Raw genomic sequence first — 26,347 nt, forward strand, 5'->3', positions numbered from 1 at the left:
TGCCTTCCGCCATTCCGTCAGGGACCCTGCGTCCAGTTCCTTCGGACATGTTCTGCAATTCCGTCTCACTCTCGGATTTGCCGACACAGTCGGCCCGAAGCCCGTTGCAGATTGATGGATCGGCTTAGCCAAAAAGCCTGGGCTTATCTGTCGCCTCCAGCTGCAATGGAATTGGAGGCAATTGACCTGCTGAAGAGAAGTAGGGGGAGCAGAGCCAATACAGCACAGCCAAGCGCCAAGGCTCCGATTTGCTGATACGTTCCTCCGTTCAGCAGGATCAGCCCTGAAATCGCAGGTGCTGATGCGCTTCCGATTCCCTGACCTCCACGCGCAACCGCGGCGAGCGGCGCTCCACCCGAGGCGGCAGCAAGGCCGAGAAGATATGGCAGAGTGAAGACATAGGCAGTGCCGGACACGCACATGGCAATTGTAAGCATTGTCTGGTCGCCCGAATGGGTAACCGCATAGGCGCCTAAGCCAGTTATCAGGTACCCAAGCACCAACGGTGGTGTCCTTCCGAACCGGGTGCCAAGCCGATGCGCCAAGGCAGGTCCGGCTAGAGCGCAAGTAGCAGAGATAGCCATTGCATAGCCGGCTTGAGCTTCGGTCACACCGATAGATTGGGCGATACCTTCGACAAAGTAATAATACCCGTTTGCCAGAATAGCGAGAAGTGCAGCGACAAAGCCCAGCGTAACCGTGCGGGCTTCGATGGAAGCAATTCGTCTCGTCGCCGCCAAGTCGACCATTTGTGCTCGCGGAGGGATGTTGCGGAGCAAGGGGATGAGGAGCAATACAACAATGCCCAAAGCAACGAAGGTCCCGCGTGGACCAGCCCAATCAGGCAAGAGTGGCAACGTGACAAAAAGTATAACGGCTAATCCGACGACGGCGACCCAGATCAGAGCAAACGTTCGATCCGCATTGGCAGTTTCCGCAGCCGTTGCGGCGATTGCTGCATAGAGCAGGCCCTCGCCGATGCCCCCGATCAAGCGTGATACAACAAGGAATTCCGCGCCATGGCTCGAAGCTGAGCCAGCATAGCCAGCCAAAACCAGAAGCGCACCGGCGAAAGCTAGCTTTCTTCGGTCAAGATGTAACAGGTACGGGGCTAGTCCAATCGATACCAGCGATGCACAGGCAATCTGCCCCGCAATGATGAAGCCGATCCAGCCCTCAGGTATCGCGTAGGCCCTGACTATGCCGCCAACCACAAAAGGCATCGTATAGCCGCCGATCTCGGCAATCAGCGATCCTGCGAGCATTCCCGAAATCGTGGCGAAACGTCCAAGCAAATTTTGACCTTCCGAACTCCAAACACTAGTGTATGGTAGACGGGTTGTTCCGAGAGTCCAGAGGGCAGGCGAGTCACGTGACCGATTTTTTCGATGCAATTGTGGTAGGCGGTGGTCACAATGGTCTGACGGCGGCCGCATATCTTGCCCGTTCGGGTGCGCGAGTTCTTGTCCTCGAGCGTCGCCAAATTGTGGGCGGGGCTGCCGTGACCGAAGAAGTGATGCCGGGGTGCCGTGTGTCATTTTGCTCGTATATCGCTAGCATGCTTACCCCCGCCGTGGTCAAGGAGCTGGGACTCGCCGACCATGGCCTGAGAATGGTCGCATGCGACCCTGCGCTAAACGTGCCGACATCCGATGAGGGCCTCGTGACGCTTTGGTCCGATCCGTTGCGGACTGCGGCAAGCCTTCGGACCTACAGTCAGAAGGATGCCGACAACTTCGTAGCGGTCGAGCATCAACTCAAGGCGCTCGCTCGCTACCTGCAGCCGTTCTTTCTCAAGCCTCCGCCGGCTCTGAGCGGGAGCTTGGTCGACCGGCTCGGGGAATTGGCATCAATGGCCCGCCAATTCTGGGGAATCTCGCGAGATGAAATTGCATCGATGACGCGGTTTCTGACCGGTTCCCTCGCCGAATTTCTCGAGCGACACTTCGAAAGCGAGGAGACGCACCGGCTCTTTCTGGCCAACAACGTTTACGGCAAGCATGGGGGGCCATATGATCCGGGCTCGACCCTAGGCTTGTTGTTCCACCTGTTGGGCGGTGGTGATAATAGCATCCAGGGCTTCAGCGGCCATGTTATCGGGGGGATGGGATCAGTCAGCGATGCGCTGGCCAACGCTGCCCGGGGCTTTGGCGCCGAAATCATCACGAATGCAGAGGTTGCGCGGATCTACGTAAAGGGCGGGCGGGCATCCGGCGTCGAGCTGGTCGATGGCCGAGTGTTTCACGCCAAGGCGGTCGTGTCGAATGCGGACCCAAAGCGAACGTTCCTTGGGTTGGTCGACGCGGAACATCTCGACCCGACATTTCGATCGGACATCGCCGCCATCAAAATGGCCGGTCCTTCGGCCAAGGTGAACATGGTCCTGAGCGAGCCACCTTCGATCAGGGGCATGTCGCTCGACGCCACTCCGGCGGAACGCGCGGTCTTTTCGGTCATGGGCAGCATGGAGGCTATGCAGCGCTGCTATGATGCCTCAAAGTTCGGCGAAGTGGCAGACGAGCTGTGGGTCGATTGCGTGGTTCCAAGTTTGGTCGATCCCACGCTCTGCCCGTCGGACCGCACCATGCTCACTTGCTTTGTCCAGTATGTTCCTTTTCGGCTGCGAGAGGGGGACTGGGACTCGCGACGTGAAGCCCTCGGCGATCAGGTGGTGCAACAGATTGGCCGGGTCGCGCCCAACGTCCCTGGCAGCATCGTCGCACGTAAAGTCATCACACCGCTGGATTTGGAGCGCACCTACGGACTGACCGAAGGCAACATCTTCCACGGGGATCTCAATCTCGCCCAGTTGTTCTTCATGCGCCCGCACCCCGATTGGTCGGGCTACCGCACGCCTGTGGCCGGTTTGTATCTGTGCGGCGCGGGCACGCACCCCGGTGGGGGCGTGACGGGAGCTCCTGGCCGGAATTCAGCACAAGTCATTCTGAAGGATTTGCGCCGATGAGCCGATATTCGGCGTTCGCGCTTCTCAGGAACTGGCTTGGTGGAAATACGGATTGGGATCCGGTCTGGCGCTCCCCCGAACCGGCGAGCAGCTACGATGTGATTATCATCGGAGCTGGCGGCCACGGCCTTGCGACCGCCTACCATCTGGCCAAGCACTACAGGCCTGGACGCATTGCTGTGATTGATAAGGGGTGGCTCGGCGGCGGTAACACCGGCCGCAACACGACCATCGTGCGCTCGGACTATTTCTACAAGGAAAGCGCCGACTTCTACGACCATTCGCTCCGTCTCTATGCCAGCCTTTCGCAGGAGCTCAATTTCAACATCATGTATTCCGCCCGCGGAATCCTTAATCTCGCGCACAGCCGGCACGAGGTCGATTTTCAGCGCCGAATTGTGAACGCGATGCAGTTGAACGGGATCGATGCCGAACTGCTCGGACGGGAGGAAGTGCTCAAATTCTGTCCTGTCCTGAATGGCGATCCTAATGCAAGGTTTCCCATTTACGGGGCCATGCGCCAGAAACGAGGAGGGACTGTCCGGCATGACGCGGTAGCCTGGGGCTATGCACGGGCAGCCGATGCCCTGGGTGTCGACATCCTTCAGAATACCGAAGTCACCGGGTTCCGTCGGGACATCAGCGGCGGCGTGCAGGGCGTCGAAACAAGTAAAGGCTTCATTGGTGCGACCAAGGTGGGGATCGCCACGGCCGGTCATTCGTCAGTGGTCGCGCAGATGGCCGGTTTCCGATTGCCTGTCGCCAGCTATGGGCTCCAAGCCTTTGTCTCCGAACCGGTCAAGCCCGTCCTGCACACCGTGATCGGTTCAGCCGTGATCGGAAGCTATTGCAGCCAGTCGGACAAGGGCGGCATTGTGTGCGGTGGCGGCATCGATCCCTATCCGTCCTTTGCCCAGCGCGGAAGCGCAGCGACAATGGAAAAAGTGCTTGCCGGCATCGTCCAGCTTGTTCCGACCTTCAGTAGTCTGCGCCTCCTGCGCCAATGGGCTGGAATCGTTGACTACACGGCCGATAGCTCGCCGATCATTGACCGCAGTCCGGTACCGGGGATTTATCTGAACGTCGGCTGGGGCGGAGGCGGGTTCAAGGCGATCCCTGCCGGCGGTGAGGCTTTTGCGCACTTGATCGCGAAGGATGAGCCCCATCCGCTAACCACCGCCTTCGGACTCCAGCGTTTCAGGGATGGCGCGCTCATCGACGAAGCTGCGGCAGCCGGGATTGAACACTGACATGATGCGGATTGCCTGCCCGAACTGTGGCCTGCGCGACGAGCGCGAATATGCCTATGGCGGCGAAGCCCATCTCGACCGACCAGAGCTGGACTGCGACGACCAGGCTTGGGAGGAGTATCTCTTCCTGCGCGCTAACCCCAAGGGCGAGCATGCCGAGCGATGGGTCCATGTGCACGGTTGCGGGGTCTGGTTCAATCTGATCCGGCATACTGAAACTCACGAGGTCGTAGCGGTTTACGTAATGGGAGTTGCGCGGCCGTGACCGGTTACCGACTTTCCCATGGCGGCGGCAGGATCGATCGCGGCCAGTCCATCGACTTTTCGTTCAATGGCAAGCGCTATGCAGGCCTTGCGGGCGATACACTGGCGTCGGCATTGCTCGCCAACGGCGTGCAGCTTGTCGGACGGAGCTTCAAGCTCCATCGACCACGCGGTATCGTGGGAGCCGGCTGCGAGGAAACCAACGCACTGGTTCAACTTGAGCACGGCATATCCTCCATTCCCAACGTGCAGGCCACCATGATCGCTCTGGAGGAAGGGCTGGTTGCCCGGAGCATCAATGCCTGGCCTTCACTGACCTGGGACATTGCTGGCGTGAATGATCGTCTCCGCGGACTGTTCTCTGCCGGATTCTACTACAAGACATTCATGTGGCCGGACTGGCACTGGTTCGAATGGCTGATTCGGCGCGCCGCCGGACTTGGCAAGGTGCCGGTCGTGCCCGATCCGCAGCGCTACGAAGCGCGTCATGTGGAATGTGATCTGCTAGTGATAGGTGGAGGCAGAAGGGGGTTGGCCGCTGCGGCACAGGCAGCGCGAGACGGCAAATCGGTATTGCTTGTCGATCTGGATCAGGGTCTTCCAAGCCTTGAAGGTGTCCGGACCTTTGAAAAGACTGCAGCTCTTGGAATCTGGGATCATGGTTTTGTGCTGGCCGCATCGGAAGGTCGGGTAATCCACCGCATCCGGGCTGAGCAGATCATTCTCGCGACGGGCAAGCAAGAGCGCGGCATCGCATTTGCGAACAACGACTTGCCCGGCATCATGCTCGCCGGTGCGATCGGCAGATATGTCGCGGACTATGCGGTGGCGCCGGGTCGATCCGGCATTTTCTTCGTTAACAACGATCTGGGCTGGCGGTCCGCTATTGAAGCTGCGCAGTGTGGTGTAGGGGTGCGCGCCATTGTCGATGCAAGGCCGCAGGTGCTGCCCGAACTTGCCCATCGCGCTCGTGCGCACGGAATCGATCTATTCTTTTCGTCATTAGTCCGGTCGGCCCATGGGCGCGGACGCGTCACCGGCGTCACCATAGAGAAGCCGGATGGCCTGAGTCGTCTCGCGTGCGACTTTGTCGGGGTCTCGGGAGGCTGGAACCCTGCTTCCCAACTGTGGACCATGGCTGGCGGTCAGACGAAGTTCAACGAGCGCAGTCAGAGTTTCCAGCCGGATGGGTTGGTTGCCAATGTCGAATGGGCAGGCCCCGAACCGATTGAGGCGGAGCCCATCTGGACTGTCCACGGCGGGGATGAAAAGACCATGTTCGTCGATTTTCAGACCGATGTGACCGTGGCAGACATCAAGCTGGCGGCCCGCGAAAACTATCGAAGCGTTGAGCATCTCAAGCGCTACACTGTGTTGGGAATGGGCGTCGACCAAGGAAAGCTGAGCTCGGTCCCCGGCGCCATGATCCTGGCGGAGACCATCGGCGCGGAACCCGGAACGCTGTCCGCAAGCAAGGTTCGTCCGCCCTTCGTTCCTACAGCCTTTGGTCTGATCGGTGCTGATCTACGCGGTGAACGCTTCCGACCCCGTCGGTATCTGCCCGCACACGAATGGCATGTACGCGAAGGTGCTGTGTTCGAGGATTTTGGATGGGAAAGGCCGGCGGCATATCCGGTTGGCGGGGAAGACATCCAGGCGGCAGCTGAGCGTGAAGCCGCAGCGGTCCGAAGTGGCGTTGGTCTTTTTGACGGTTCGCCGCTTGGCAAAATTCTCGTGGCCGGCCCCGAAGCTGCAGCGTTCCTCGACCGGGTCTATGTTGGCACCCCCTCGACGCTCAAGCCCGGGCGAATCCGGTACGGGCTTGTCCTCAACGAGAACGGTACGATCCTGGATGACGGGGTCTATGCTCGTCTCCAAGACGGGAGTTTCCTGCTCAGCCCGTCCAGTGCCTTCGCTGACCGGATGGTCCGCCTGCTGGAGGATCTGCTTCAATGCGAATGGCCGATGGATGTTGTCGTTCAAGACGTGACTGAGCAATATGCTGTCTGGACTGTTGCGGGCCCGAACGCACGAAATGTGCTCGAGGCATTGCAGCCCAGTTTTGTTCTCTCAAGTGAGCGTTTTCCACACTTGTCCGTCCGAGAGGGACAACTCGACGGATCGGAAGTACGTATTCAGCGCGTGAGCTTTTCTGGTGAGTTGAGCTACGAGATCCAGGTGCCAGCGGGGCAGGCGGTGCAGATGGGCGATGCGCTGATGGCGGCTGGCAAGCCCTATGGATTGGTGCCCTATGGGATCGAGGCACTCGAAATCTTGCGTATCGAAAAGGGCTACATTCATGTTGGAACTGATACCGACAGCGAGACCCAGCCCGGTGATATCGGTTTTGGCGGAGCCATCGCCAAAAAGCAGAGCGATTTCCTTGGGCGGCGAGCGCTGACGCGCCGCTCATCCTTATCGCCAAATCGTAAGCAACTGGTGGGCCTGACCTCGCTTTGCGGCGGGATATTGCCGGTAGGTGGTCATGTGCGGGCTCCCAGTGGGCAGAGCGGAGGATTCGTTACGAGCAGCCAGTTCAGCCCCGTGCTGGGACGGGGCGTTGCCTTGGGATTGGTCGAGCAGGGGCAGCGGCGCCTTGGTGAAATCGTCGAAATCGTCTCGCTGGGGAAGAGGTGGCAGGCCAGGATTTCAGAGACGGTCGCCTATGACCGCGAAGGAGGTCGGCTTGACACTTGACCTCTCAATTATTCGTTTGTCGGTTGATCTGGCTCATCATCCGGAGTTGAAAAGCCCGATAGAAGGCTGCTTCAACTGCCAGTTGCCCGATTTCGGCGACCTGCATGGCGACACGTCCACCTGTCTGGGGCTGCGCACCAGCCGGTGTGACTGGTTACTGCTGGGCTCTGCATCCGGTATGGCCGATCGTGCTGCTGCGATGAAGCTGCAGCTTGCCGGGGCACCCGCAATCATCACCGATGTCTCCGACAGCTTCGTTGCCGTTCACAATGTCGATAGCGTGCAGCTGGCGACGCATTCTGCTGTGTTGCTGCGGGGAGAAGAGGCCAGGCCAATGCAGATTGGCCAAGTCGATGTCATGGCGTTTTGTCAGAATGGCCTAGTGACCCTTTTGATACCCCGCTCATATCGCGGTGCACCATGTTGGCAGGATCTACCTCGTGACTCGCAATGAGGCTGCGCTGTGGGGTGTTGCAGAAGCCGCCCCGGCATCATGGTATACCAAAGGGAGATTTCCTAGTTGACAACCGCCTCTATGAGGCATAGCCCCACACTGTCGGTATCCCTTGGGGAGGTTTTTCGTGACAGACGCACTGGGAAGAATCAATTCCTTCGGCCGGCTAATGGCCGCATCTATGCTAGCGCTGCCGCTCGCTTCGCCTGCGTTCGCGCAGTCCGCCGAAAAGAGCGACGAGCAGCCGGCACTTGGAGAGATCGTCGTTACGGCGACTAAGCGGCCTGAGCGCCTGCAGGACGTGCCAATCTCGGTACAGGCTGTCACCGGCGACCTTCTGAGAAGTGGTGCAGTTCAGAACTTCGAGGATGTCCAAGTCCCGGGTCTGCGCGTGTCGCGAGGCGGCATGGCCGATACCATTACCGTGCGCGGGATCGGCTCGGGGCAGAATTTGGGCTTCGAGCAGTCGGCGCCAATGTACATCGACGGGGTGTATTATGGCCGGGCCCGAACCCAGCGCCTTGGTTTTCTTGACATCGACCGGATCGAGTTCCTGAAGGGGCCGCAACCAACGTTTCTGGGCAAGAATGCGATTGCGGGCGCCATTAACGTGGCCACGCGGCGGCCCGGCGATAAGTTTGGCGGCGAGCTCGAGTTCAGCTATGAGCCGGTCACCAATGAAAGGGCTGCATTTGGTGCGGTCGACATCCCTCTTGGACAGAACTGGTCCACCCGTGTCGCCTTGCGCTACCGAAAGTCTGATGGTTATCTGACAAACACAGTAACCGGTCGCAAGGAGCCCGAGATTGAAGATCTTCTGGGTCGTATGACGATCACAGGAGAATTGGCAGACAGGCTCAAATTGACGGCCATCGGCTACTTTGGGAACAATGACGACCGAGGGCGCAATAACCAGTCGATCATCTGTCAGCCCAATTTCCGCCGTGACATTTCCGACGCAGTTCGTGAGCCTTGTCTGTTCGATCGCTTCAAGGCCTCGAGTGGACTGATCCCATCAGCGGCAGAAGCAGCGCGGCCAGACCTCTATACTGACGATAATGGTGGTTCATTCTATAACCGCCTGCGCTCGGGCGGCGGCACACTTTTGCTGGATTATGAATTTGGCAATGGAGTGACGCTGAGCTCGGTAACGGGCTATTACAAGTACAAGAACTACCAGTTTATCGATACCGATCAAGGCGTGGCTAATTATTCCACGGCCACTTTCACTGAACGCTATGATCAGTTCAGTCAGGAAATCCGTCTGGTTTCGCCCAAGGACGGTGCGTTCAAATGGTTCCTGGGAGCCTATGTCGACAAGAACAACAACGATGTTGTCAGCACCTCGGACAACGATGCGCGTAATCTTCTGCCGCTTGTGGTTCCGCCTCCGGCAGGCTCGACTAACCGAACTCCGGCATTTGTGAACGCTCGGATTATCGGTAGCGTTCAGGACAGCGTCGAAGATGCCTCATCATGGGCGATGTTCGGGGAGGCGAGCTATGCCTTCGGTCCGCTGACGATCCGCGGCGGAGTGCGCTACGAAGAGGTCAAGAAGGATCTCGCATTTGCCGGGTGTGAATCCACTCCCTATTCGGGCTGCACTCCACTTCCAATCCTGACCGCTAGCCGAAAGGATGAGAAGCTCCAGCCCGCCATCACGCTTGAGTATCGTCCGGCTGAAGACGTGATGATCTATTCCAGCTTCAAGAAGGGCTTCAAGTCTGGGGGCTTCTCCGGAACGGATGGCGGGCCGTTTAATCCGGAGAATGCAAACGCTTATGAGATCGGCTTGAAGAGCCGCTTCTTCGACCGACGAGTCCTGCTAAATCTCACGGCGTTCCGGAGCGATTACAAGGACCTGCAGGTTTCTTCCTTCGATCCCGCAACCGCTCTCTTCCAGACAACCAATGCCGCATCCGCGCGGACTCAAGGTGTGGAAGCGGAACTCCAGTTCGCGGTGACAAGAAACTTCAGGCTTTCGACTAACGTCACTTATCTAGACGCAACCTACAAGGACTTTACCACCGCGCAGTGCTTCGCTGGCCAGACGGCCGCTCTTGGCTGCAATGCGGCGAACAACACCCAGAATCTCTCGGGCGTTACGACCCCCTATGCGCCGAAGTGGTCGGGCAACATTTCAGCGGACTGGTCCCAGGAAATCGGGAGTGGGCTTACGCTCCGGGCAGGTAGCGACCTCTATTTCACGAGCCGGTTCGCGACCTTGGCCGACATCAACCCGAACTCCTTCCAGGAGAAATTTGCCAAGCTTAACGCCAGGGTCGGCCTGTCGAGTGAAAGTGGCTGGGACCTGTCGCTGGCCGTTCGCAATCTTACCGATAAGCGCACCGCTGCCTTCAAGAACACGATCCCGGGCGGATTTAACTCGATTTCAGCGTTCACCGAACCGCCGCGGACTTTCACTATTCAGGCACGCTACCGGTTCTGATCACGCGAACTGGCAGAGCATGGGTGGCAATTTCTGCCCGGCTCTGCCAGTTCATGGCCTGACGGGGCTGGAATGAGCATCGCAAGAAAGAGAAATCCGAAGTACGTCGTCGCCGCTATCTGCATGGCGTTGTCTGGCATGGCAGCGCTGGTTTACCAGGTCGTCTGGACCCACAAGATGGCGGTGGCGATTGGAACGGCACAAAGCGCCGTCGCGATCATGCTGGCCAGCTTTCTCGGCGGTCTTGCGCTTGGTGGTTGGATGGCCGCGCGCTGGCTCAATTCTGGCGTCGATGCAGGCAGACGCTACGCGTTTTTAGAGCTGTTTATTGCGGTCTGGGCCATCGCCGTTCCTCTGCTATTTCCTCTGTTGCAGACGCTGCTGATCGGACTGTTGTCGAGCGGAGCGCATTTGCCGCCTGATGCAGGTTGGGCCCAGTTCTGGGTCTATCTTACGATCGTTGCAGCGGCCTTTGCACCACCGACCATCGCCATGGGAGCCACGCTGCCAATTCTGGTGCGCGCGGTGCGCTGCGGTGTGGACGATGTCGCTGGCCTCTATGCGCTGAATACGTTCGGCGCAGCGGCAGGAGCCATGCTGGCAGGCTTCCTACTGCTACCGTCTTTGGGACTGACTGTGGCCAGCCAGTTGGCTGCAGCGGCGAATATTGTGGCCGCTGTCTTGGCTTGGCGCTACCTGCGCTCCAACGGCCCCGAAAAGAAGCACGATGCGGGAACCGCTGCTTCGCCTGTTCAACGGGTGCTGGTTGCGGCGTTTCTGTCCGGGATCGCTACTTTCGCACTTGAGGTATTCTGGACAAGGCTGCTGGCAATTCCCTTTGGGGGGACGACTCAAGGCTTTGCGTTCATGCTGGGCCTATGGCTGACGGGACTTGCGCTCGGTGGACTCTATGCTGCGCGGAAGCCGGGAAGTGCAGCCATGGCGCTCACGTTCGGCGCAATCTTGTCCTCGCTGGGCTATCTCGCAATCCTTGTTACGGGAGCTGCTGAGAAATCCGCGGTTCTGGCTCTGTTTCCGGGAGCCATTGCCTTCGGCATGGCCTATCCGCGCTTCGTCGAGGCGGCAGGCGGAGACCCTGCGAAAAGCGCGGCTGTGGTCTATGCCTCAAATACTGCGGGGGCGGTAGCAGGCGCTATGTTGGCTGGCCATTATCTGCTGGAATCGTACGGCTTCGGCGGAACGCTGCTTGTTGCAGTAACGCTACTTTTCTTAGCTGCTGCGGCCGTTTCTCACTTATCAAAACAAACTTATGCATTCGCAGCAGGCGCGCTTGTGAGTATCGGCGGGCTCGTAGTTGGAGTGCCGGAACCCTACTCGCTGCTCAAGGCCGGTGTCGTAGACAGAGACACATCCGGTGATCTGGTTTCGCTCAATGTGGGGCGCGTTGCAACAGTCGAAGTGCGCGACCGTGATGACGGTGTACTTATTCGAAGTGATGGGCTGCCGGAAGCACTGGTGCCGCGGGCGGGTACGCCACCAGCCCTGAATGATCAACACTGGCTGACTATTCTTCCATCGCTCGCACGACCGCAGGCCAGATCAATGATGGTGATCGGTCTTGGCGGAGGCGTCAGCCTGGAACCGGTCCCTTCGTGGATCAGCACCATAGATGTTGTCGAAATCGAAGAACGTATCATCGAGGCCAATCGCAGGATTGCGTCGCAGCGTGCGGTGGATCCGCTATCTGACGCCCGGGTCAAGATCGTCCACAATGATGCACGTAACGCAATGCTGCGCACTGGCAAACGCTACGACATCATTGTGTCACAGCCGTCGCATCCTTGGACGGCGGGTTCCTCGAATCTATATACGCGACAGTTTGTTGCGCTCGCCAAGGCGCGCCTCGCCGATCATGGAGTGTTTGTCCAATGGATGAACGCGTCCTTTGTTGATCCACGGCTACTCCGATCTTTCCTCGCGACGCTTGCATCTGAGTTCCCCAATGTCCGGGTATACGAACCGGTTCCGTTCAACTTGATCGTCATGGCTTCGGATGCTCCCATATTGCCAGAGAGCGGGCTTGCTGTAGTCGGGTCGGCCGATGTCCGGCTGCTCGATCGAGCGGGCATCCTGGATGCGGACGATTTCGCCTGGTCGCTCCTCCTTGATGAGGGAGCAGTGCGACGGGCTATTACAGGGGCCTTTCCGATCAGCGACGACAGGAATTCAATGGCTTTTGAAACAGGGCCGGGGCGGGGAATCCTGACACGGACGGGACTCGATGCCTTTACCCAAAGACCTGCGGGCGCGCGGGCCGGTAGCGACTATTCCCGCCTGCGGCTGGCGCAGGCAGGCCTGCTACCATTCACGCCGGTTACGGAAAGTGGGCTGGTGGCGCTGGCCAGAGCGAAAGGCGCAGCTGGTGATTATGCGGCGCTGGCGGGGATGGATCGGCAACTTGCGTCCGTGACACCTGTTGAACCGGGGTATGCAGCCGCAAACCAGCTACGCTCGGCCTGGCGCCTTGAACGGATTGCTTCCGTCGATCCCCGGCAGCGTGCAGCCATGGCCCAGGAAACGCTGACTATCGTTGATGCCGCGCTGCGCGTCGAGGCAACCACCGATCTGCTGATCCAGCGCGCGACTCTTGCGCAAGTGATCGGCGATCATGCGATGCTGGTGGAAACTGCGCTCGCTTTTGCCGTCGTGGCTCGCCAGTCGCGGGGCGGGATTCTCGAAGCGCGCCGTTCGGAGGCGCTGAAGGCCGCCCTTGAGAGGCTGGAGTCGTCACCGATCCGCCAGCGCGCTATTGCCGCACTTGACGGCGTTGCGCAAAGATAAGGAAACTGTTACGCGGGGCTTGACAAACGTGGCATTGGACAGCCGCAACAAGTCGTCAACCTGCTGAGCTCATTCCGTTCAATCAAACACAATCGTTCGGGATCCGTTCAGTATGACACGCTGCTCGACATGCCAGCGGACGGCACGCGAGAGGACTGATGCCTCGACTTCCTGACCAATAAGCGTGAGTTCCTCGGCGGTACGAGAATGACTTACGCGCCGCGTGTCCTGCTCGATGATCGGGCCTTCATCGAGATCGGTTGTAACGTAGTGAGCCGTCGCACCGATGAGCTTCACACCCCGGGCATGGGCCTGGTGATAGGGCTTGGCACCTTTGAAGCTTGGAAGAAAACTGTGATGAATGTTGATGCACCGCCCAGCGAGCACTGCGCAAAGATCTGGTGACAAGATCTGCATGTACCGAGCCAGAACAACCAGATCGATGTGATTCTCTTTTACCAGTTTGAGAAGAGCCCGTTCCTGCTCTGGCTTGGTCTGCGGAGTGACGGGCAGGTGATGATACGGGATGCCGTTCCACTCGGTGAATGAGCGCATGTCCTCGTGGTTCGAAACAACAGCTCGGATCTCCACTGGCAGTTGGCCAGCGCGCCAGCGGTAAAGCAGATCATGCAGGCAATGCCCGAAGCGCGAAACCATCAGCAGGATTTTTGGCTTCCTTGAGGCATCGGTGAAGGTCGCTGTCATATCGAACCGTGATGCAATGGGTCCGAAAGAGGATTCAACCTCAGGCAGCGAGGGTATCGCTGCTGACACCGGCTTGAATACGATCCGCATGAAGAAGTCGTCGGCATCCTGATGCTGGTGCGACTCCACGATTGTGAAGTTGGATTCGGCAAGAAAGCCTGTGACAGCCGCGACGAGTCCTGGCCGATCAGTGCAGCGAATGGTAAGGAACATTTTGTTTGTCATCTGGATTACGAAGCCATTTTCACAGCAGCCTCAGGTCATTCAATGACCATACAGCAGTGTATGGAAATCGCAAGCGTTGAACTCTGCTCCTGCGGAGCCTATTGCCAGCGCGTAGGCCAACTGGCGACTCGTAGATCCTCGCGTTGCGCAAATTTGGTGGGATTGCGGTGGTCAAGGTCCCGTTCTTGCCGTTCTGTTATGTGGTGGGGACATCAGGTTGCCCCGCTTTATGCGAATTTGGCATGCTGTTGTTTGATCGTTCGTAATTTTGAGCGGGGTACGGACTGGTGGGAGGTGCGGTGAGCAGCGAAGGAAGCGCCGGTACATTGCGTCGGCGGACAAAACCCCCAACGTCCAGTTCAAACCGGACCTCGTCGCGCTTAAGTCGCGAAGACTGGATCAATGCAGCGAAAACTATGCTGGTTGAAAGCGGTATTGACGGCGTAAAAGTCGATTTGCTTGCAAAGCGCATGAAGGTAACTCGCGGCAGCTTTTACTGGCATTTTGAAGATCGCGACGCGCTGCTCGATGCACTGCTGCAGCTGTGGGAAGCAAGTAACACCGAACCAATGCTGGCGGCGATCAAGGCGGCCGGCGCACGCGGCGATCGCGAGGATTTTGATGCGACTGTCGGCCGCTTGTGGATCGACGAAACCGAATTCGACCCGGCATTTGATTCGGCAATCCGTGACTGGGCACGAACCGATCCCGACGTTGCGGACGCTGTGCACCACATCGACGACATTAGAGTTGCTGCCTTTGCGGAGATGTTCAAATCTTATGGCTTCACGGGGGACGAAGCGGAGGTCCGCGGTCGCATCATCTATTATCATCAGGTAGGCTACTATACCCTCGGCATCCGCGAAAGCAGCGCCGAGCGCAAGCGCCTTGGAGCGCTCTACGACAAGGTACTGCTCTACTGACTTATGGCTCCAGCCCCCAACCTGTCAGCAAGGTATTTGCGGATGTCGAGGCTGTCGTCTTCCATTGGTGCATACCAGCCATGTTCGAGCGCTCCCATGCTCATACCCTGCTGGACGCGTTCGCAGACTGCCCAATCCTGGCGGTTCGTGATGTCCCAGAAGTCGATCGCGTCGGAACCGTTGAAATTGGGTTGGGAAATCTCCTCCGGATCGAAGAGAAAGCGGCATTCGACAATCGTCTTTTCGGCTGAGATAGGCCAGAGGATGAAGGCGGCACCATGTTCTGCGCTCATTGAGAGCATCATGTTCGGATAGACGAGTTCGCCCTTGTGCCGAACCAACTCGAATTCGTCGAGCCCTGCGAACGGCTTGCGGGACGTCGTGCCGGTAAACGTGTAGGTCCAGGCTCTTTCGCGATGGGGTACACCATTTTCCCAGTCGAGTTCGAGACCACCCTTCTTACGGAATGCCGGCACGATCTCGCAAAGTTCCGGATGGACACCGCTGCAGTGATAACATTCATTGTAGTTTTCGGCGATGACCTTCCAGTTCGCCGCGACCTCATATTTGATGGTATGCGCGGTCTGTAGTCGGTCCAGCGGGTAATTCGCGAGCCGTTTCGGAGCGAGACCAATATCAGCAACCCCAAGTGCCCTGGGTATCTCTTCCCCAAGCTCTGGGCGCAGTTTCAAGAAGATGAACCCGCCCCAGGTTGCGATACCAACCGGGATCAGGCTGAAATCTTTCACATTGAAATCGTCCGATTTAGTCAGGTGAGGTGCATTGATCAGCGCGCCGTCGAAACCGTAGGTCCATTGGTGATAGGGGCAGCGAATGAAGCCCCGGTCAATTCCCCCGTTGAGGGTAACCCCCCATTTCGAATCATCACCACAAAGTTTTGATCCGCGGTGACGGCAGATATTCTGGTGGGCGCGCAGGCTGCCGTCTTCGAGACGCCCGACAATCACGCTCTCTCCAAGGACCGGCACTACGATAGCGTTGCCGGGTTCTGGTACGTCTTCGCAACGCGCTACACATACCCATTCCCGGCTAAAGAGTGCGCTGCGCTCCCGCTCGAAGAACGCTGGTTCTGTGTAACACCGGAATGGCAAAGACGCCTTCATGGCTGAAGATACAAACTGACTCATCATGACCTCTCGCGAATCCGAATGGGCTACTTTCCATATTGCCAATGGGCCTTCAATACAATACAGTTCTGTATGGTTTTGATTCGATGCCGTTAAAATGCTGAGGTCAAAAAGGGAGGGATTGATGAGATTCAAGCGGTCAATTTTGCTGCAGACTGCAAGTCTCGCAGTGATGATGTATCCGCAATCTGCGAGCGCTCAGGAGGCTGACCGCAGCGGCTCATCGCAGGCCGACGAGATTGTGGTCACTGCCACCCGACGGGCAGAGACCGTCCTCGAAATCCCTTACAACATCAGCGCGGTCTCAGGAGATACGCTGGAGAAGGCTAACATCACAGATCTTGCTGGGTTGCGGAATAGCACACCCGGTCTGATTGCGGTTGACTATGGGCCGCGTGCCAACGGCTCGAACAACAACTTCATCATTCGCGGCGTATCGACTGACGCGATTGGCGGGGGTGGAACATCGTTTCCCAAGCTCGGAAGTTCTGCGACATCGACCTATATCGACGACATCCCTGTTTTTGCGAACCTCAAGCTGAGCGACATTGCCCGCGTCGAAGTTTTGCGCGGGCCGCAGGGTACGTTGTTCGGCGCGGGGTCGGTTGGCGGTACAATTCGGTTGATCCGCAATCGCCCCGACATTGGCAAGTTCGATTATGAAGCGAATCTCGCCGCATCAACGACGCGACATGCTGGCAAAGCTGGCTATGACGCTGATGCCATGCTGAACGTCCCCATCGGTTCCACTTTAGCCCTGCGCCTAAATGGGGGCTACGAGTATCAGGCCGGGATCATCAACGCGACCAATGCCTATGTTTATGACAAAGATATCAGGTTCAATCCGGATGCACAGGTTGTGCTGGCCAATCCGGCAAGCCCCCTGACCAGCCCGGCCGTGACCCGGGCGATCAAGGACATTGACTGGGCGAAAATCTGGTTCGCCCGCGCCGCGTTGCGCTGGCAGCCCACCGATGCCTTGGACATCGAGGCGAGCTATCTTCACCAGAACACCGAGGCAAACGCCTTTCCATTCCGAACGGGCACCTCCGGTTATGAGAACCGGCAACTTATCCCAGTGAGCCCAATTGATACGGATACCGATCTTGCTTCGCTTACCGGGACAGTCGATTTCGGTTTTGCGACGCTGACGTCCGCGACGTCCTATTCCCGCAGCCGTTCGGATGACCTGTACGATAATTCCCAGACCGCCAACGCATTCATCCAGTATTATGGAAACTATCCGCGCGCCTCGACCACGAACTACGACATCGTCAAGGACAGATCATTCGTACAGGAGTTACGCCTGGTTTCGAAAGATAGTGACACGTTCGAATATGTGATTGGGGGATATTACCAGAACCGTAAACAGAGCACTTTCGCTTTCTCGACCGTGCCAGGACTTGCTGCCTATTCGACATTGCCGGGAAGCGGCGTTTTCCTTGATACCTATGCCAATGACGTGGTCCTCTACTTCGGAGGGGTTCGGCCTGGCACGCTCAATCCGCCCGACACATCCTTCACCTTCGATCGTCAGGTGCGTTTTGAAGAGCTGGCGGGTTTCGGGGAATTTACCTGGCATGCGACCCCAGCCTTGTCGTTCACTGGAGGAGCGCGAATCTTCAATCAGAAGTTCCGCCAGAGTACAGTGCAGACATTTCCGACCCTGGGGTTTTTTGGCGGTGATGGCGCGTCAAGCGATCCAGCCTATCTCGCGAATGGCACGTCGCAAGGTTCCGGCTCGCGTTCGGAAACTAAGGCCATTTTCAAAGGGAACGCATCGTACGAATTCGGCGACCAGCTGGCCTATTTCACCTTTAGCCAAGGCTTCCGCTCGGGCGGCGCCAACGCCTACCCGATCGGACCACGATCCTGTCCGGCTTGCGATCCGGGCACCTTCCTGAACTATGGTCCGGACAGCGCCAACAATTACGAGTTCGGCATCAAGGGCCGGTTGCTGGACCGCGCGATCAGCTACTCACTTGCTGCGTTTCGCATCGACTGGCAAGACATCCAGATCGAAATTGCCTCCAGGGCCGGTACACCAACAATTGTCAATGGCGGCCGGGCCAGATCGCAAGGGATCGAGTTTGAGGCTCAGGTGCGTCCGACCTCAATGGTCACAGCATCAATTTCCTACGCCTATACCGATGCCAAGACGACCGAAGTTATTGGTCCGATTGCCTTCGGCGGGCGCAACTTTATCGCACCTTCTGGTACCCGGCTGCCCGGTTCGGCGCGGCACCAGGTGGGTGCCGCCATTGATAGTTCGGTTCCGCTGGGTAGCAACAAGGATCGGACCATCGACTTCCATGCCGATGTGAACTGGCGGAGCGATGTACTGTCTAGCCTCGATCCAAATTCTCCGGGATTTGCTAGGCTCAATGGGTTCGCCATGACGAACATGTCGGTCGCCTATGACTGGAGTTCGGCGCTGCGCATGCAGATCTTTGTGACGAACGTGTTTGACGTCGATGGCATTTCAGCGAAAACTGCCGGAAATAACCTTGCGCCGCCGAACATCAGAGCCTTGTACCGTGGGGACTATATTGCGCGGCCGCGGACAGTGGGAATTCGCCTGACGTTGAGACAGTGAGCAAAACGAGGGCAGCACTTGAGCAGGCGCGCGGCGCTGTTGCCGGGAACAGGCCCGACCTAGCGAGAGCTTGCCTGACGAGATCTTTCGACGAGCTTGTCGCTGATGTTCAGGCTGCGGCGATGGCTGGCGATCTCGCGTCCGCTGCGGGCGACTACCGCCTAGCCAACCGCTTTTTCGACAGCGTGCTTACACGCCAGCCGAACCTGGTCGGCGTGCGTTTCAATCGCGCGGCGACGGCTCGCTTTCTTGGTGAGCTGGAATCTGCCGAAATGGACTATGATGCCGTCATAGCTGTGGACCCTGCAGATAGCGAAGCGTGGTTGAATCGTAGTCATCTCAGGCGCCAAACAAGCGTTCGCAATCACATTGCACAGATCGAGACAGCACTGGGCGGTGATCACCCGGCTTGGCAGCATCGAATGCGGCTACTTTATGCGCTTGCAAAAGAGTGGGAAGACCTTGGTCATGTTGCCCAGGCCTTTGCTGCCCTGGACGCAGCCACCAAGTTGCGGCGACGCCATCTGGATTATGACATTGACGATGATCTCGCGGCGCTAGCGGCAATTCGCAGCACCTTTACTAGTTCTACCTTGGCGTCGATGGGCGAGGGATTTTCCGGTGCTGCGCCGATCTTTGTCCTTGGCCTGCCGCGCTCGGGGACGACCCTGGTGGAGCGCATTCTTGAAGCTCATCCCGACGTCGTATCTGGTGGAGAGATGTCGGCCTTCGCGCGCGCGCTGGAGCATTGCGCAAAAGCGAGTGGATTCCGGGGGGGCGGCAAACATGCCTTGATCCCGTTCAGCAAGACGCTGGATCCAGTCATGTTGGGTGAGTTCTATCACGCGCTCGCATCGGCAGGCCGGGACCCGTCACTGCATATTATCGACAAACTGCCGCTCAATTATCTCTATATTGGGCTCATCGCCAAAGCTTTGCCACGTGCGCGCATCGTACATGTCCACAAGCCGCCACTTGCGGTGGGCTGGGGCATGTTCAAGACGCTGTTCGTACAAGGCTATCCTTTTTCCTATGATCAGGTTGAGCTTGGACGCTACATCGCGGCATTCCATAGGCTGATGGACCACTGGAGCCGCGAACTGCCCGGCAAGATTCACCATGTTTTTTATGACGATTTGGTGCGCGATCCGACAACCGGCATCCGCGAACTCGTGGCTTCCTGCGGCCTCGACTGGAATGAAGATTGCCTGTCACCACACAAGGGGGCAACTGCGAACACCTCGCACAGCGCGGCCCAGATCAGGGAGCCCATTCATACGAGAGGGTTGAGCGGATGGCGCGATTTTGCGCCCTATTTGGCGCCGATGCGCAAGGCGATGCTGGCAGAAGGCCTCGTAACAGAATGACGTCCCGTTTAACGGGCGGTGGCGGACGTTGGCTCGCTGTCTTTTGTCAGCTCATGCGGCTTTGATCGAGCGGGAATCGGCTTTGACGTGCTCCCCTGAAATGTGACCGATTTTGAGTAGAGTCCGACGCGAAGGAGTCGGACAGAATGAAGCGAAGCAGGTTCAGCGAAGAGCAGATCATCACGATATTGAAGGAGCATGAGGCGGGGATGCCGACGGCGGATGTATGCCGCCGGCACGGGATCAGCTCGGCGACATTCTGCAAGTATAAGGCCAAGTTCGGGGGTCTGGACGTGTCGGAAGCGCGGCGGCTTCGGGCGCTCGAGGACGAGAATGCGAAGCTGAAGAAGCTTCTGGCCGAGGCGATGCTCGACAATGCGGTGCTGAAGGATCTGACATCAAAAAAATGGTGACGCCCGGCGCCAAGCGGGAGGCCGTCGCATATGCTCGTGACCATCACGGGCTGAGCGAGCGTCGGGCGTGCAGCCTTGTCGGCGTGAGCCGCCGGGTGATCAGATATGAGCCGACGAGGCCGGATGACGGTGCTCTGCGGCAACGCCTGCGCGAACTGGCGGCCGAGCGCCGCCGGTTCGGCTATCGCCGCCTGGGGTATCTTCTGGCGCGGGAGGGCATGCGCCCGAACCACAAGAAGCTGCTGCGCATCTATCGCGAAGAGGGACTGCGGGTCCGCCGCCGTGGTGGCCGCAAGCGGGCCTTGGGCACGCGGGCGCCAATGGCACTGCCGCAGGGTCCGAACCAGCGCTGGTCGCTCGACTTCGTATCGGACAGTCTGGTGTGCGGTCGGCGGTTCCGCATCCTGTGCATCGTCGATGACTTTACGCGGGAGTGTCTGGCGCTGGTGGCCGATACGTCGCTGTCGGGCATCCGCGTTGCCCGGGAACTGACGACGCTGATCGGCCTGCGGGGGAAGCCTCACATGGTCGTCAGCGACAACGGCACCGAACTGACCTCGTCGGCGATCCTGCGCTGGTCGCAGGAGCGTCAGGTCGAATGGCATTATATCGCGCCGGGGAAGCCGATGCAGAACGGCTTCGTCGAGAGCTTCAATGGCCGCCTGCGCGACGAATGCCTCAACGAGACCCTGTTCACGTCGCTGGCGCATGCCCGCTTCGTGCTCATGGCTTGGCGGCACGATTATAATCACGTCAGGCCGCACTCGAAACTGGGCGGGCAAACCCCCGCCGAGATCGCCGGCCAATGGTCCTGGGGGCATGCCCCCAGGACCATTGCCATCCCATCAACCAACCATCATGAAGGAGCCGGACTCTACCTCTGACTGGTAACAATCAGGGGAGCACGTCACCCCGGCTCGAGATCCACATAGGACTCGAACTGCCCCGGATCTTCAGTCCTCAATCTGTGCCAAGGATAGTCTGGATGGGAGATGTACTGGATGGCGCGATTCCGGCGCACCTGATCTTCGGCGCGGCCGTTGGTCGGCCTCAAGTAGATGGCTTCGAAACTGCTCCGATCTTCGGCGATGTGGAAGGCAATACCAACAAAACCTCTCGCGGTGGTTTCCGCGGATACGGGCATGCCTGCTACATCCGCCTCAATTACAAAATCTCTGATCGGCGGATAGGGAAGCACCGCGAAGGTCGCGTCGATATCAGCTGCTTCCGCTTCAGGAGAAACGATGAGTCTCAAGGCCCTGCGGTCCCGATACTCAGTATTCTCAGCACCGACGTTTTGCAACGTTAGGCGCCTGGCGTCTGAAACTGCCGTGGTTCCGCCCGACGCAGCGCCAGCAACGGAGACAGCAACCGCCCCGGCGATCAGGCAGGAGACCCGTCGAAAACTTCTGTGCACTCAACAAACTCTTTCGGATGCGGTGAGTACTTGCGGGGCGTGGCTTGGTCGTTGCACCGAGTCTTTGAGATTTGACGCCAGTGGGAGGCTCTGGGTCGGCGCCCCGGAGATATTGACGAAACCCGAATTCATCGCGCTTGGCATTACAATACAGAGCTGTATGGTAGTGTCAAGGCTGGATGATTCGGCCACTCACCGAGTGGAGGACGGAGAATGGCGGGAGAAATTGCTGTCCGGGCAAGTGACGGCGATCAGAAGCTACAGAAGCGCGAGATCAAACCGGGCGGCCTGGTTTCGCGCATTTCTCGTACAATGAGTCGTTTAAGTCTAGGTTTCGCGGCAGCGTTTGCGATCCTTACCACGTCCTACGCCAGTGCCAAAGATGCCCCGCAAGCTAGCATCTTGCGACAAAAGATTGCGATGAAGGATGGCACAAGGCTTGAAATCTGCGTCGCGACTCCTCCAGGCGCGCGCCCGGGACAGCGCTTTCCCGTACTCTTGACCGAGGACGGGTACGCCACCGCCTGCGACAGCTTCGGCCATGAATGGTACGAGGATTATGTGAAGGCGGGCTATGTGGTGGCCTATCTGCACATGCGTGGCACCGGGGCGAGCGAAGGGGTGATGCCTGATCGCGAATATTCCCCGATCGAACTCGATGATGCCTACGAGGTCGTTGGCTGGCTGGCAAAGCAGCCCTGGTCCACCGGCCGCATTGGCATGTTCGGCACCTCGTGGAGCGGTATCACCGCGATGTTGACTGCCGCGAGGCGTCCCCCGGCGCTCGAGGCAATCGTGACCTTCATGGGGACAGAGAACATCTATTCGGAAGACGTGCGTTTTCCGGACGGCGTCATGCACGTCGACGATTACACCGTTGCCGCTGACGCGATGCTGATGCAGCCGCCGCCCGGAACGGACCCGTTCGACGAAGTGATGCTGCGGCAACGCTTCGACCAGCAGCCGATGAGCCTCACTTTCCTGCGGCAGCAGCGCGATGGTGAATTTTGGCTTCGCGATCTGCGCCGAGATGTGAACCCCACCGCGGGCGAAGTTCCGACCATGCTGATCGGGGCGTGGCACGATCCCTACAGGAACGCGGTCCTGCGGGCGCTTGAGCGATCGAGCGGCCCGGTTCGCGCGGTGGTTGGCCCCTGGAACCACAGCGCCACTTTCCCCGGACCGAAGGCCGAACTTGCCCGGATCACCGTCGAGTGGTGGGATCACTTCCTCAAAGGCAACAAGAACGGCGTGCTCAAAAAGCCGCAGGCTACCGTGTTCATGCGACGGCCCTATCAGCCGAACATAACGCGCTCGATGATTCCCGGAGAGTGGCGCTCGATAGAGCGGTGGAGCGAGGCGCCAATCAAGCCGCAGGTCCTTGCCTTGACCGAAAGCCGCGCTCTGGCGCCGGTCGCTGGACCATCGGCCAACCATCAGTTGCGCATGCAGGCAAGCACCGGGGTCAGTGCGGGGTTGGGCTGGATCGACGTCGCCCCTGACCAGCGCGAGGGCGATGCAACTGCGCTGGTCTACGAAAGCGCCCCGCTGGGCGAGGAATTGCAAATCCTGGGCAGGCCGTTGGCCAATCTCTTGACGTCGGTCGACGTCGACCGCGCCAACTGGTTCGTCAAGCTGTCTGACGTCGCCCCCGATGGGAAGGTCACTCTCATTACCGGTGGGGCGCTCAACGGCGCCTACAGAAATTCCCCGACCGACCCCCAAGCGCTTGAGCCTGGCAAGAGTTACGCGCTGGAGGTAAAGCTTCACTTCACGTCCTGGATCTTCCAGCCGGGACACCGGATCCGCATTTCCGTCTCCAACGCGCTGTTCCCGGCCTATTGGCCGTCGGCCAAGCCGGTGCTGATGACGCTGGGTGTGGGCGAAGACGGATCGACCTTGTCGCTCCCGGTCATTACGCCCGGGACACAGGCCGCTGCCCAGATGGCCGCCGCATCCATGGGCAGCCGCAACATCTCGATTGCCGAAGCCGAGGATTCCGGGACCGGGCGTGCCGAAAGCACCTGGAATGGCCCGGTCAGGAGCCAGGTCATCCGCGATGACATAGCGCGCACCACTACGCTTACGCGGGGATTCCAATGGGGCGACCCGAATGGCGAGGACGTGACCGTCGAGTTCACTGTGGCCGACGACGACCCGGCGCGAGCTCGCTTTGTCGGGCGCGCGTTCGTGAAGTCCAAGTGGCAGGACCACGACGTCGAATGGCGTGGCACCACCGAGATTTCCAGCGATGCGGAAGCGTTCAACTATCGTCACCTCAGGCAATTGCTGCGCGACGGCAAGGTTGTGCGCGAACGCGAATGGAAGGAACGCGTGCCGCGCGACTTCCAGTAGGCCGGCGCTGAGAGGGGACCCGCGTGATTCCCGTCGGCAGAATGAGAACAGGCACAGGGCAGAGGAGAAGGGCATGACGGGAACGCGGGGAACGAGGCGGGATTTCATGGCCGCGGTCGGTGCGCTGGCAGCGATTGGCGGCTGGTACCGGCCGGCCTGGGCCGATGCGCAGGTCTGGGTGCCACCCGCCACGCGCAAGCCGAAGGTTATCGAGAATACCTGGATCGAGATGCCTGACGGGGTGAAGCTGGCAGCGCGAATTTTCCTGCCCGAAGATGCTGATGCCCGCCCGGTAGGAGCGATCCTCGAGTATATTGGTTACGGCAAACGTAGAAATTATCGGCGTGTCGACGACCGAACCGCATCGTGGTTGGTCCCACGTGGTTTCGCCCTAGTGAGGGTCGATGTGCGCGGCACTGGTGAGTCAGGCGGCATAATTGTCAACGAGTATGACTTGCCCGAACAAGCTGACGTTACACCCTTGATAAAGTGGATAGCACGCCAGCCCTGGTGCAATGGCAATGTCGGGATGAGGGGCATTTCATACGGTGCGATCACGGCCTACCAGGCGGCAGGCAAAGATATTCCCGAGCTCAAGGCTATCATCGCCGCAATGGGCACGGAAAACGGCTATACAGACGATGTCCATACACTGGGCGGATGCGTCATCAACGAAAAAGTGGTTTGGGGCACAATCTGGAAACAGGTCATGACGGTGCCGCCCGATCCGGAGCTCGTGGGCGAAGTCTGGCAGTCAATGTGGCTTGAGCGATTGCAGGCACAGCTTCCTCTGGTTTCTGAATGGATGCGCCACCAGCTGGTTGATCAGTACTGGAGAAATAGAATTCTTTTGAATTACTCAAAGGTCAAATGCGCTGTCTATGCAATCGGCGGACTTGAGGATTCCTACATTGATACCGTGCCTCGAATATTGGAGAGGCTTGACTGCCCACGGAAGGGCATAATCGGCCCATGGGGTCATGACTGGCCGCAGGAGGGCGATCCGGGACCGCGGCTCGATTGGGCGGTTGAGGAAGCGCGCTGGTGGGACCATTGGCTGAATGGTCATGACACAGGCTTGATGAAAGAGCCGATGTTGCGGTCGTTCGTGGCCGAAGCAACGGTGGCACAATGCTATCCCCAAGACGTTCCGGGCCGTTGGGTAGCGGATGAGGCCTGGCCGTCTGCCCAGATCAGCAAGACCTCTTACCGATTGGGACAGGGCGGAATACTAAGCCGCAAGCGCTCGCCCAAAGGCAAAGTCGAGATTCCCGCTAATGTCCTTGTAGGTACGGCTATACCAGTCCTGTCTCCGATCGACATGACATCCCAGGCACCTGTCGAGCAATCATTTGACGACGACTTTTCGATTCTATTCGAAACAGCGCCGCTCACACAAGGCATTGATATTGTTGGGCAGCCAAGACTGAAACTTCATTTCGTCGCTGACAAGCCCATTGCCAAGATCGCAGTACGACTTAACGAAGTTACGCCAGACGGACGATCTTGGCTGTTGACGTACGGCCTCCGCAATCTCGCGCACAACTCTGATCATACAGCCTATGTCCCTATTGCACCAGGAACCGAACAGACCCACGAGGTGCTTTTGAAGCATACTTCCCGGCGTATAAGAAAAGGCTCCCGGCTTCGCCTTTCGATATCCCAAAACCAGTGGCCAATTGTTTGGCCCGCGCCCGAAGATGTTGCGCTGCACTTGGTTACTGGCGTGACCCATCTGGAGTTGCCCCTACGCATTGGCAGGTCAACCGAACCGGATATGCCGATCAAGACATTGCCCAATCCTGCACGATCTCCTGCACAGGAAATGAAGCCGACGAGCAGGCTGGCAAGAATTGAGGGAGCAGCCGGGAAGCGCAAAGGGGTTATGGAAGTTGCCTTGCCAATGGATCTCCAAAATCTGGAGCCGATAAAAATGCAATTGGGTTCAGGGCTTTCGTTAGATGCCACGATCACGGAGGGAGATGTCAATTCCTACATCATTGCATTTACCTCCGAGAATGCTTCGTCGCGCGATGGATGGAAAACGGAAGCACGCGTCAAAACCACGATGACCAGCACCCCCAGCGAATTTATCATCGAGGAAAGCATCGAGGCCAAGCTGAACGATAAGGCTCTGTTCGCGAGGCAATGGTCCAATCGTATCCCGCGTAACGGAAACTGACTGGATTCAATATTTTCATCGAAATCGGTGGGTTGTGAAGGGCACCTTTTTGGTGAAACCGTCATGACAATTCGACAAATAATAGGGAGCTTAGGTCGATGCCCAGGGGAAATTTTCTGCGCTGGAACTCTTGGT

The 26,347-nt window shown here is 58.5% G+C and carries 17 protein-coding genes; 13 read left to right on the forward strand and 4 right to left on the reverse strand.

What is annotated here, in order from left to right; translation table 11 throughout:
- Positions 1-143: 143 nt before the first annotated feature.
- The gene (locus tag G9408_RS15900; protein ID WP_168454887.1) at positions 144-1,295 is read right to left on the reverse strand and encodes an MFS transporter; all 1,152 of its coding nucleotides are present in this window, start codon (positions 1,293-1,295) and stop codon (positions 144-146) included.
- Between the two features lie 77 nt (positions 1,296-1,372).
- On the opposite strand from G9408_RS15900, the gene G9408_RS15905 reads away from it, so the two are divergent.
- The 7 genes from G9408_RS15905 (at position 1,373) to G9408_RS15935 (ending at position 12,881) form a co-directional block, all read left to right on the forward strand.
- Complete coding sequence (locus G9408_RS15905; RefSeq protein ID WP_168454888.1) at positions 1,373-2,965, forward strand: phytoene desaturase family protein; 1,593 nt, start codon at positions 1,373-1,375, stop codon at positions 2,963-2,965.
- Positions 2,962-4,215, forward strand: coding sequence for a sarcosine oxidase subunit beta family protein (locus G9408_RS15910; RefSeq protein WP_118074332.1), 1,254 nt, complete (start codon positions 2,962-2,964; stop codon positions 4,213-4,215). The genes G9408_RS15905 and G9408_RS15910 overlap by 4 nt, the downstream gene beginning before the upstream one ends.
- A gap of 1 nt (position 4,216) precedes the next feature.
- Positions 4,217-4,480: a sarcosine oxidase subunit delta gene (locus G9408_RS15915; protein WP_168454889.1), complete on the forward strand. Its 264-nt coding sequence runs from the start codon at positions 4,217-4,219 to the stop codon at positions 4,478-4,480.
- Complete coding sequence (locus tag G9408_RS16710; RefSeq protein ID WP_168454890.1) at positions 4,477-7,176, forward strand: 2Fe-2S iron-sulfur cluster-binding protein; 2,700 nt, start codon at positions 4,477-4,479, stop codon at positions 7,174-7,176. The genes G9408_RS15915 and G9408_RS16710 overlap by 4 nt, the downstream gene beginning before the upstream one ends.
- Positions 7,166-7,630: a hypothetical protein gene (locus G9408_RS15925; RefSeq protein ID WP_168454891.1), complete on the forward strand. Its 465-nt coding sequence runs from the start codon at positions 7,166-7,168 to the stop codon at positions 7,628-7,630. Before G9408_RS16710 ends, G9408_RS15925 begins: the two co-directional genes overlap by 11 nt.
- 127 nt (positions 7,631-7,757) lie before the next feature.
- Entirely contained in the window at positions 7,758-10,079 is a 2,322-nt protein-coding gene (locus G9408_RS15930; RefSeq protein WP_168454892.1) for a TonB-dependent receptor, read from the forward strand.
- Positions 10,080-10,151: 72 nt separating this feature from the next.
- The gene (locus G9408_RS15935) at positions 10,152-12,881 is read left to right on the forward strand and encodes a spermidine synthase (RefSeq protein WP_168454893.1); all 2,730 of its coding nucleotides are present in this window, start codon (positions 10,152-10,154) and stop codon (positions 12,879-12,881) included.
- A gap of 78 nt (positions 12,882-12,959) precedes the next feature.
- Here the strand turns inward: G9408_RS15935 and purU are convergent, their stop codons facing one another.
- Positions 12,960-13,799 (reverse strand): formyltetrahydrofolate deformylase, encoded by an 840-nt coding sequence (gene purU, locus G9408_RS15940; RefSeq protein ID WP_408021886.1) that lies wholly within the window; start codon positions 13,797-13,799, stop codon positions 12,960-12,962.
- A gap of 311 nt (positions 13,800-14,110) precedes the next feature.
- Here purU and G9408_RS15945 point away from each other — a divergent pair, with 311 nt between their 5' ends.
- Positions 14,111-14,734, forward strand: a complete 624-nt coding sequence (locus tag G9408_RS15945) for a TetR/AcrR family transcriptional regulator (protein ID WP_168454895.1) — start codon at positions 14,111-14,113, stop codon at positions 14,732-14,734.
- Here the strand turns inward: G9408_RS15945 and G9408_RS15950 are convergent.
- Entirely contained in the window at positions 14,728-16,017 is a 1,290-nt protein-coding gene (locus G9408_RS15950; protein WP_210423405.1) for an aromatic ring-hydroxylating oxygenase subunit alpha, read from the reverse strand. The genes G9408_RS15945 and G9408_RS15950 overlap by 7 nt on opposite strands.
- Here G9408_RS15950 and G9408_RS15955 point away from each other — a divergent pair.
- From G9408_RS15955 to G9408_RS15965, 3 genes are all read left to right on the forward strand, one after another.
- Positions 16,007-18,478: a TonB-dependent receptor gene (locus G9408_RS15955; protein WP_168454896.1), complete on the forward strand. Its 2,472-nt coding sequence runs from the start codon at positions 16,007-16,009 to the stop codon at positions 18,476-18,478. The two genes, G9408_RS15950 and G9408_RS15955, sit on opposite strands and share 11 nt — an antisense overlap.
- Before the next feature lie 122 nt (positions 18,479-18,600).
- Complete coding sequence (locus tag G9408_RS15960; protein ID WP_168454897.1) at positions 18,601-19,845, forward strand: tetratricopeptide repeat-containing sulfotransferase family protein; 1,245 nt, start codon at positions 18,601-18,603, stop codon at positions 19,843-19,845.
- A 146-nt stretch (positions 19,846-19,991) separates the two neighbouring features.
- Positions 19,992-21,142, forward strand: a protein-coding gene (locus G9408_RS15965; RefSeq protein WP_168454898.1) for an IS3 family transposase whose coding sequence is annotated in 2 segments (ribosomal slippage) — positions 19,992-20,244 and positions 20,244-21,142 — 1,152 coding nt in all. Because the reading frame shifts where the segments join, the coding sequence is not laid out codon by codon here.
- A gap of 23 nt (positions 21,143-21,165) precedes the next feature.
- Here the strand turns inward: G9408_RS15965 and G9408_RS15970 are convergent.
- A complete protein-coding gene (locus tag G9408_RS15970) occupies positions 21,166-21,513 on the reverse strand; it encodes a hypothetical protein (protein ID WP_168454899.1) in 348 nt (115 codons plus the stop codon).
- Between the two features lie 375 nt (positions 21,514-21,888).
- Here G9408_RS15970 and G9408_RS15975 point away from each other — a divergent pair, with 375 nt between their 5' ends.
- Positions 21,889-24,030, forward strand: coding sequence for a CocE/NonD family hydrolase (locus G9408_RS15975; protein ID WP_168454900.1), 2,142 nt, complete (start codon positions 21,889-21,891; stop codon positions 24,028-24,030).
- 106 nt (positions 24,031-24,136) lie between these two features.
- Positions 24,137-26,212 (forward strand): CocE/NonD family hydrolase, encoded by a 2,076-nt coding sequence (locus G9408_RS15980; protein WP_168454901.1) that lies wholly within the window; start codon positions 24,137-24,139, stop codon positions 26,210-26,212.
- Positions 26,213-26,347: the final 135 nt, after the last annotated feature.

The sequence above is a fragment of the Sphingopyxis microcysteis genome, from assembly GCF_012274265.1.
GTDB lineage: Bacteria > Pseudomonadota > Alphaproteobacteria > Sphingomonadales > Sphingomonadaceae > Sphingopyxis > Sphingopyxis microcysteis.

Bases quoted from the DNA above. Each gene is read 5' to 3' on its own strand.
- G9408_RS15910 (WP_118074332.1), top strand. From the start codon at position 2,962: ATGAGCCGATATTCGGCGTTCGCGCTTCTCAGGAACTGGCTTGGTGGA.
- G9408_RS15915 (WP_168454889.1), top strand. From the start codon at position 4,217: ATGATGCGGATTGCCTGCCCGAACTGTGGCCTGCGCGACGAGCGCGAA.
- G9408_RS15935 (WP_168454893.1), top strand. From the start codon at position 10,152: ATGAGCATCGCAAGAAAGAGAAATCCGAAGTACGTCGTCGCCGCTATC.
- purU (WP_408021886.1), bottom strand. From the start codon at position 13,799: ATGTTCCTTACCATTCGCTGCACTGATCGGCCAGGACTCGTCGCGGCT.
- G9408_RS15955 (WP_168454896.1), top strand. From the start codon at position 16,007: ATGAGATTCAAGCGGTCAATTTTGCTGCAGACTGCAAGTCTCGCAGTG.
- G9408_RS15960 (WP_168454897.1), top strand. From the start codon at position 18,601: ATGGCTGGCGATCTCGCGTCCGCTGCGGGCGACTACCGCCTAGCCAAC.
- G9408_RS15975 (WP_168454900.1), top strand. From the start codon at position 21,889: ATGGCGGGAGAAATTGCTGTCCGGGCAAGTGACGGCGATCAGAAGCTA.
- G9408_RS15980 (WP_168454901.1), top strand. From the start codon at position 24,137: ATGGCCGCGGTCGGTGCGCTGGCAGCGATTGGCGGCTGGTACCGGCCG.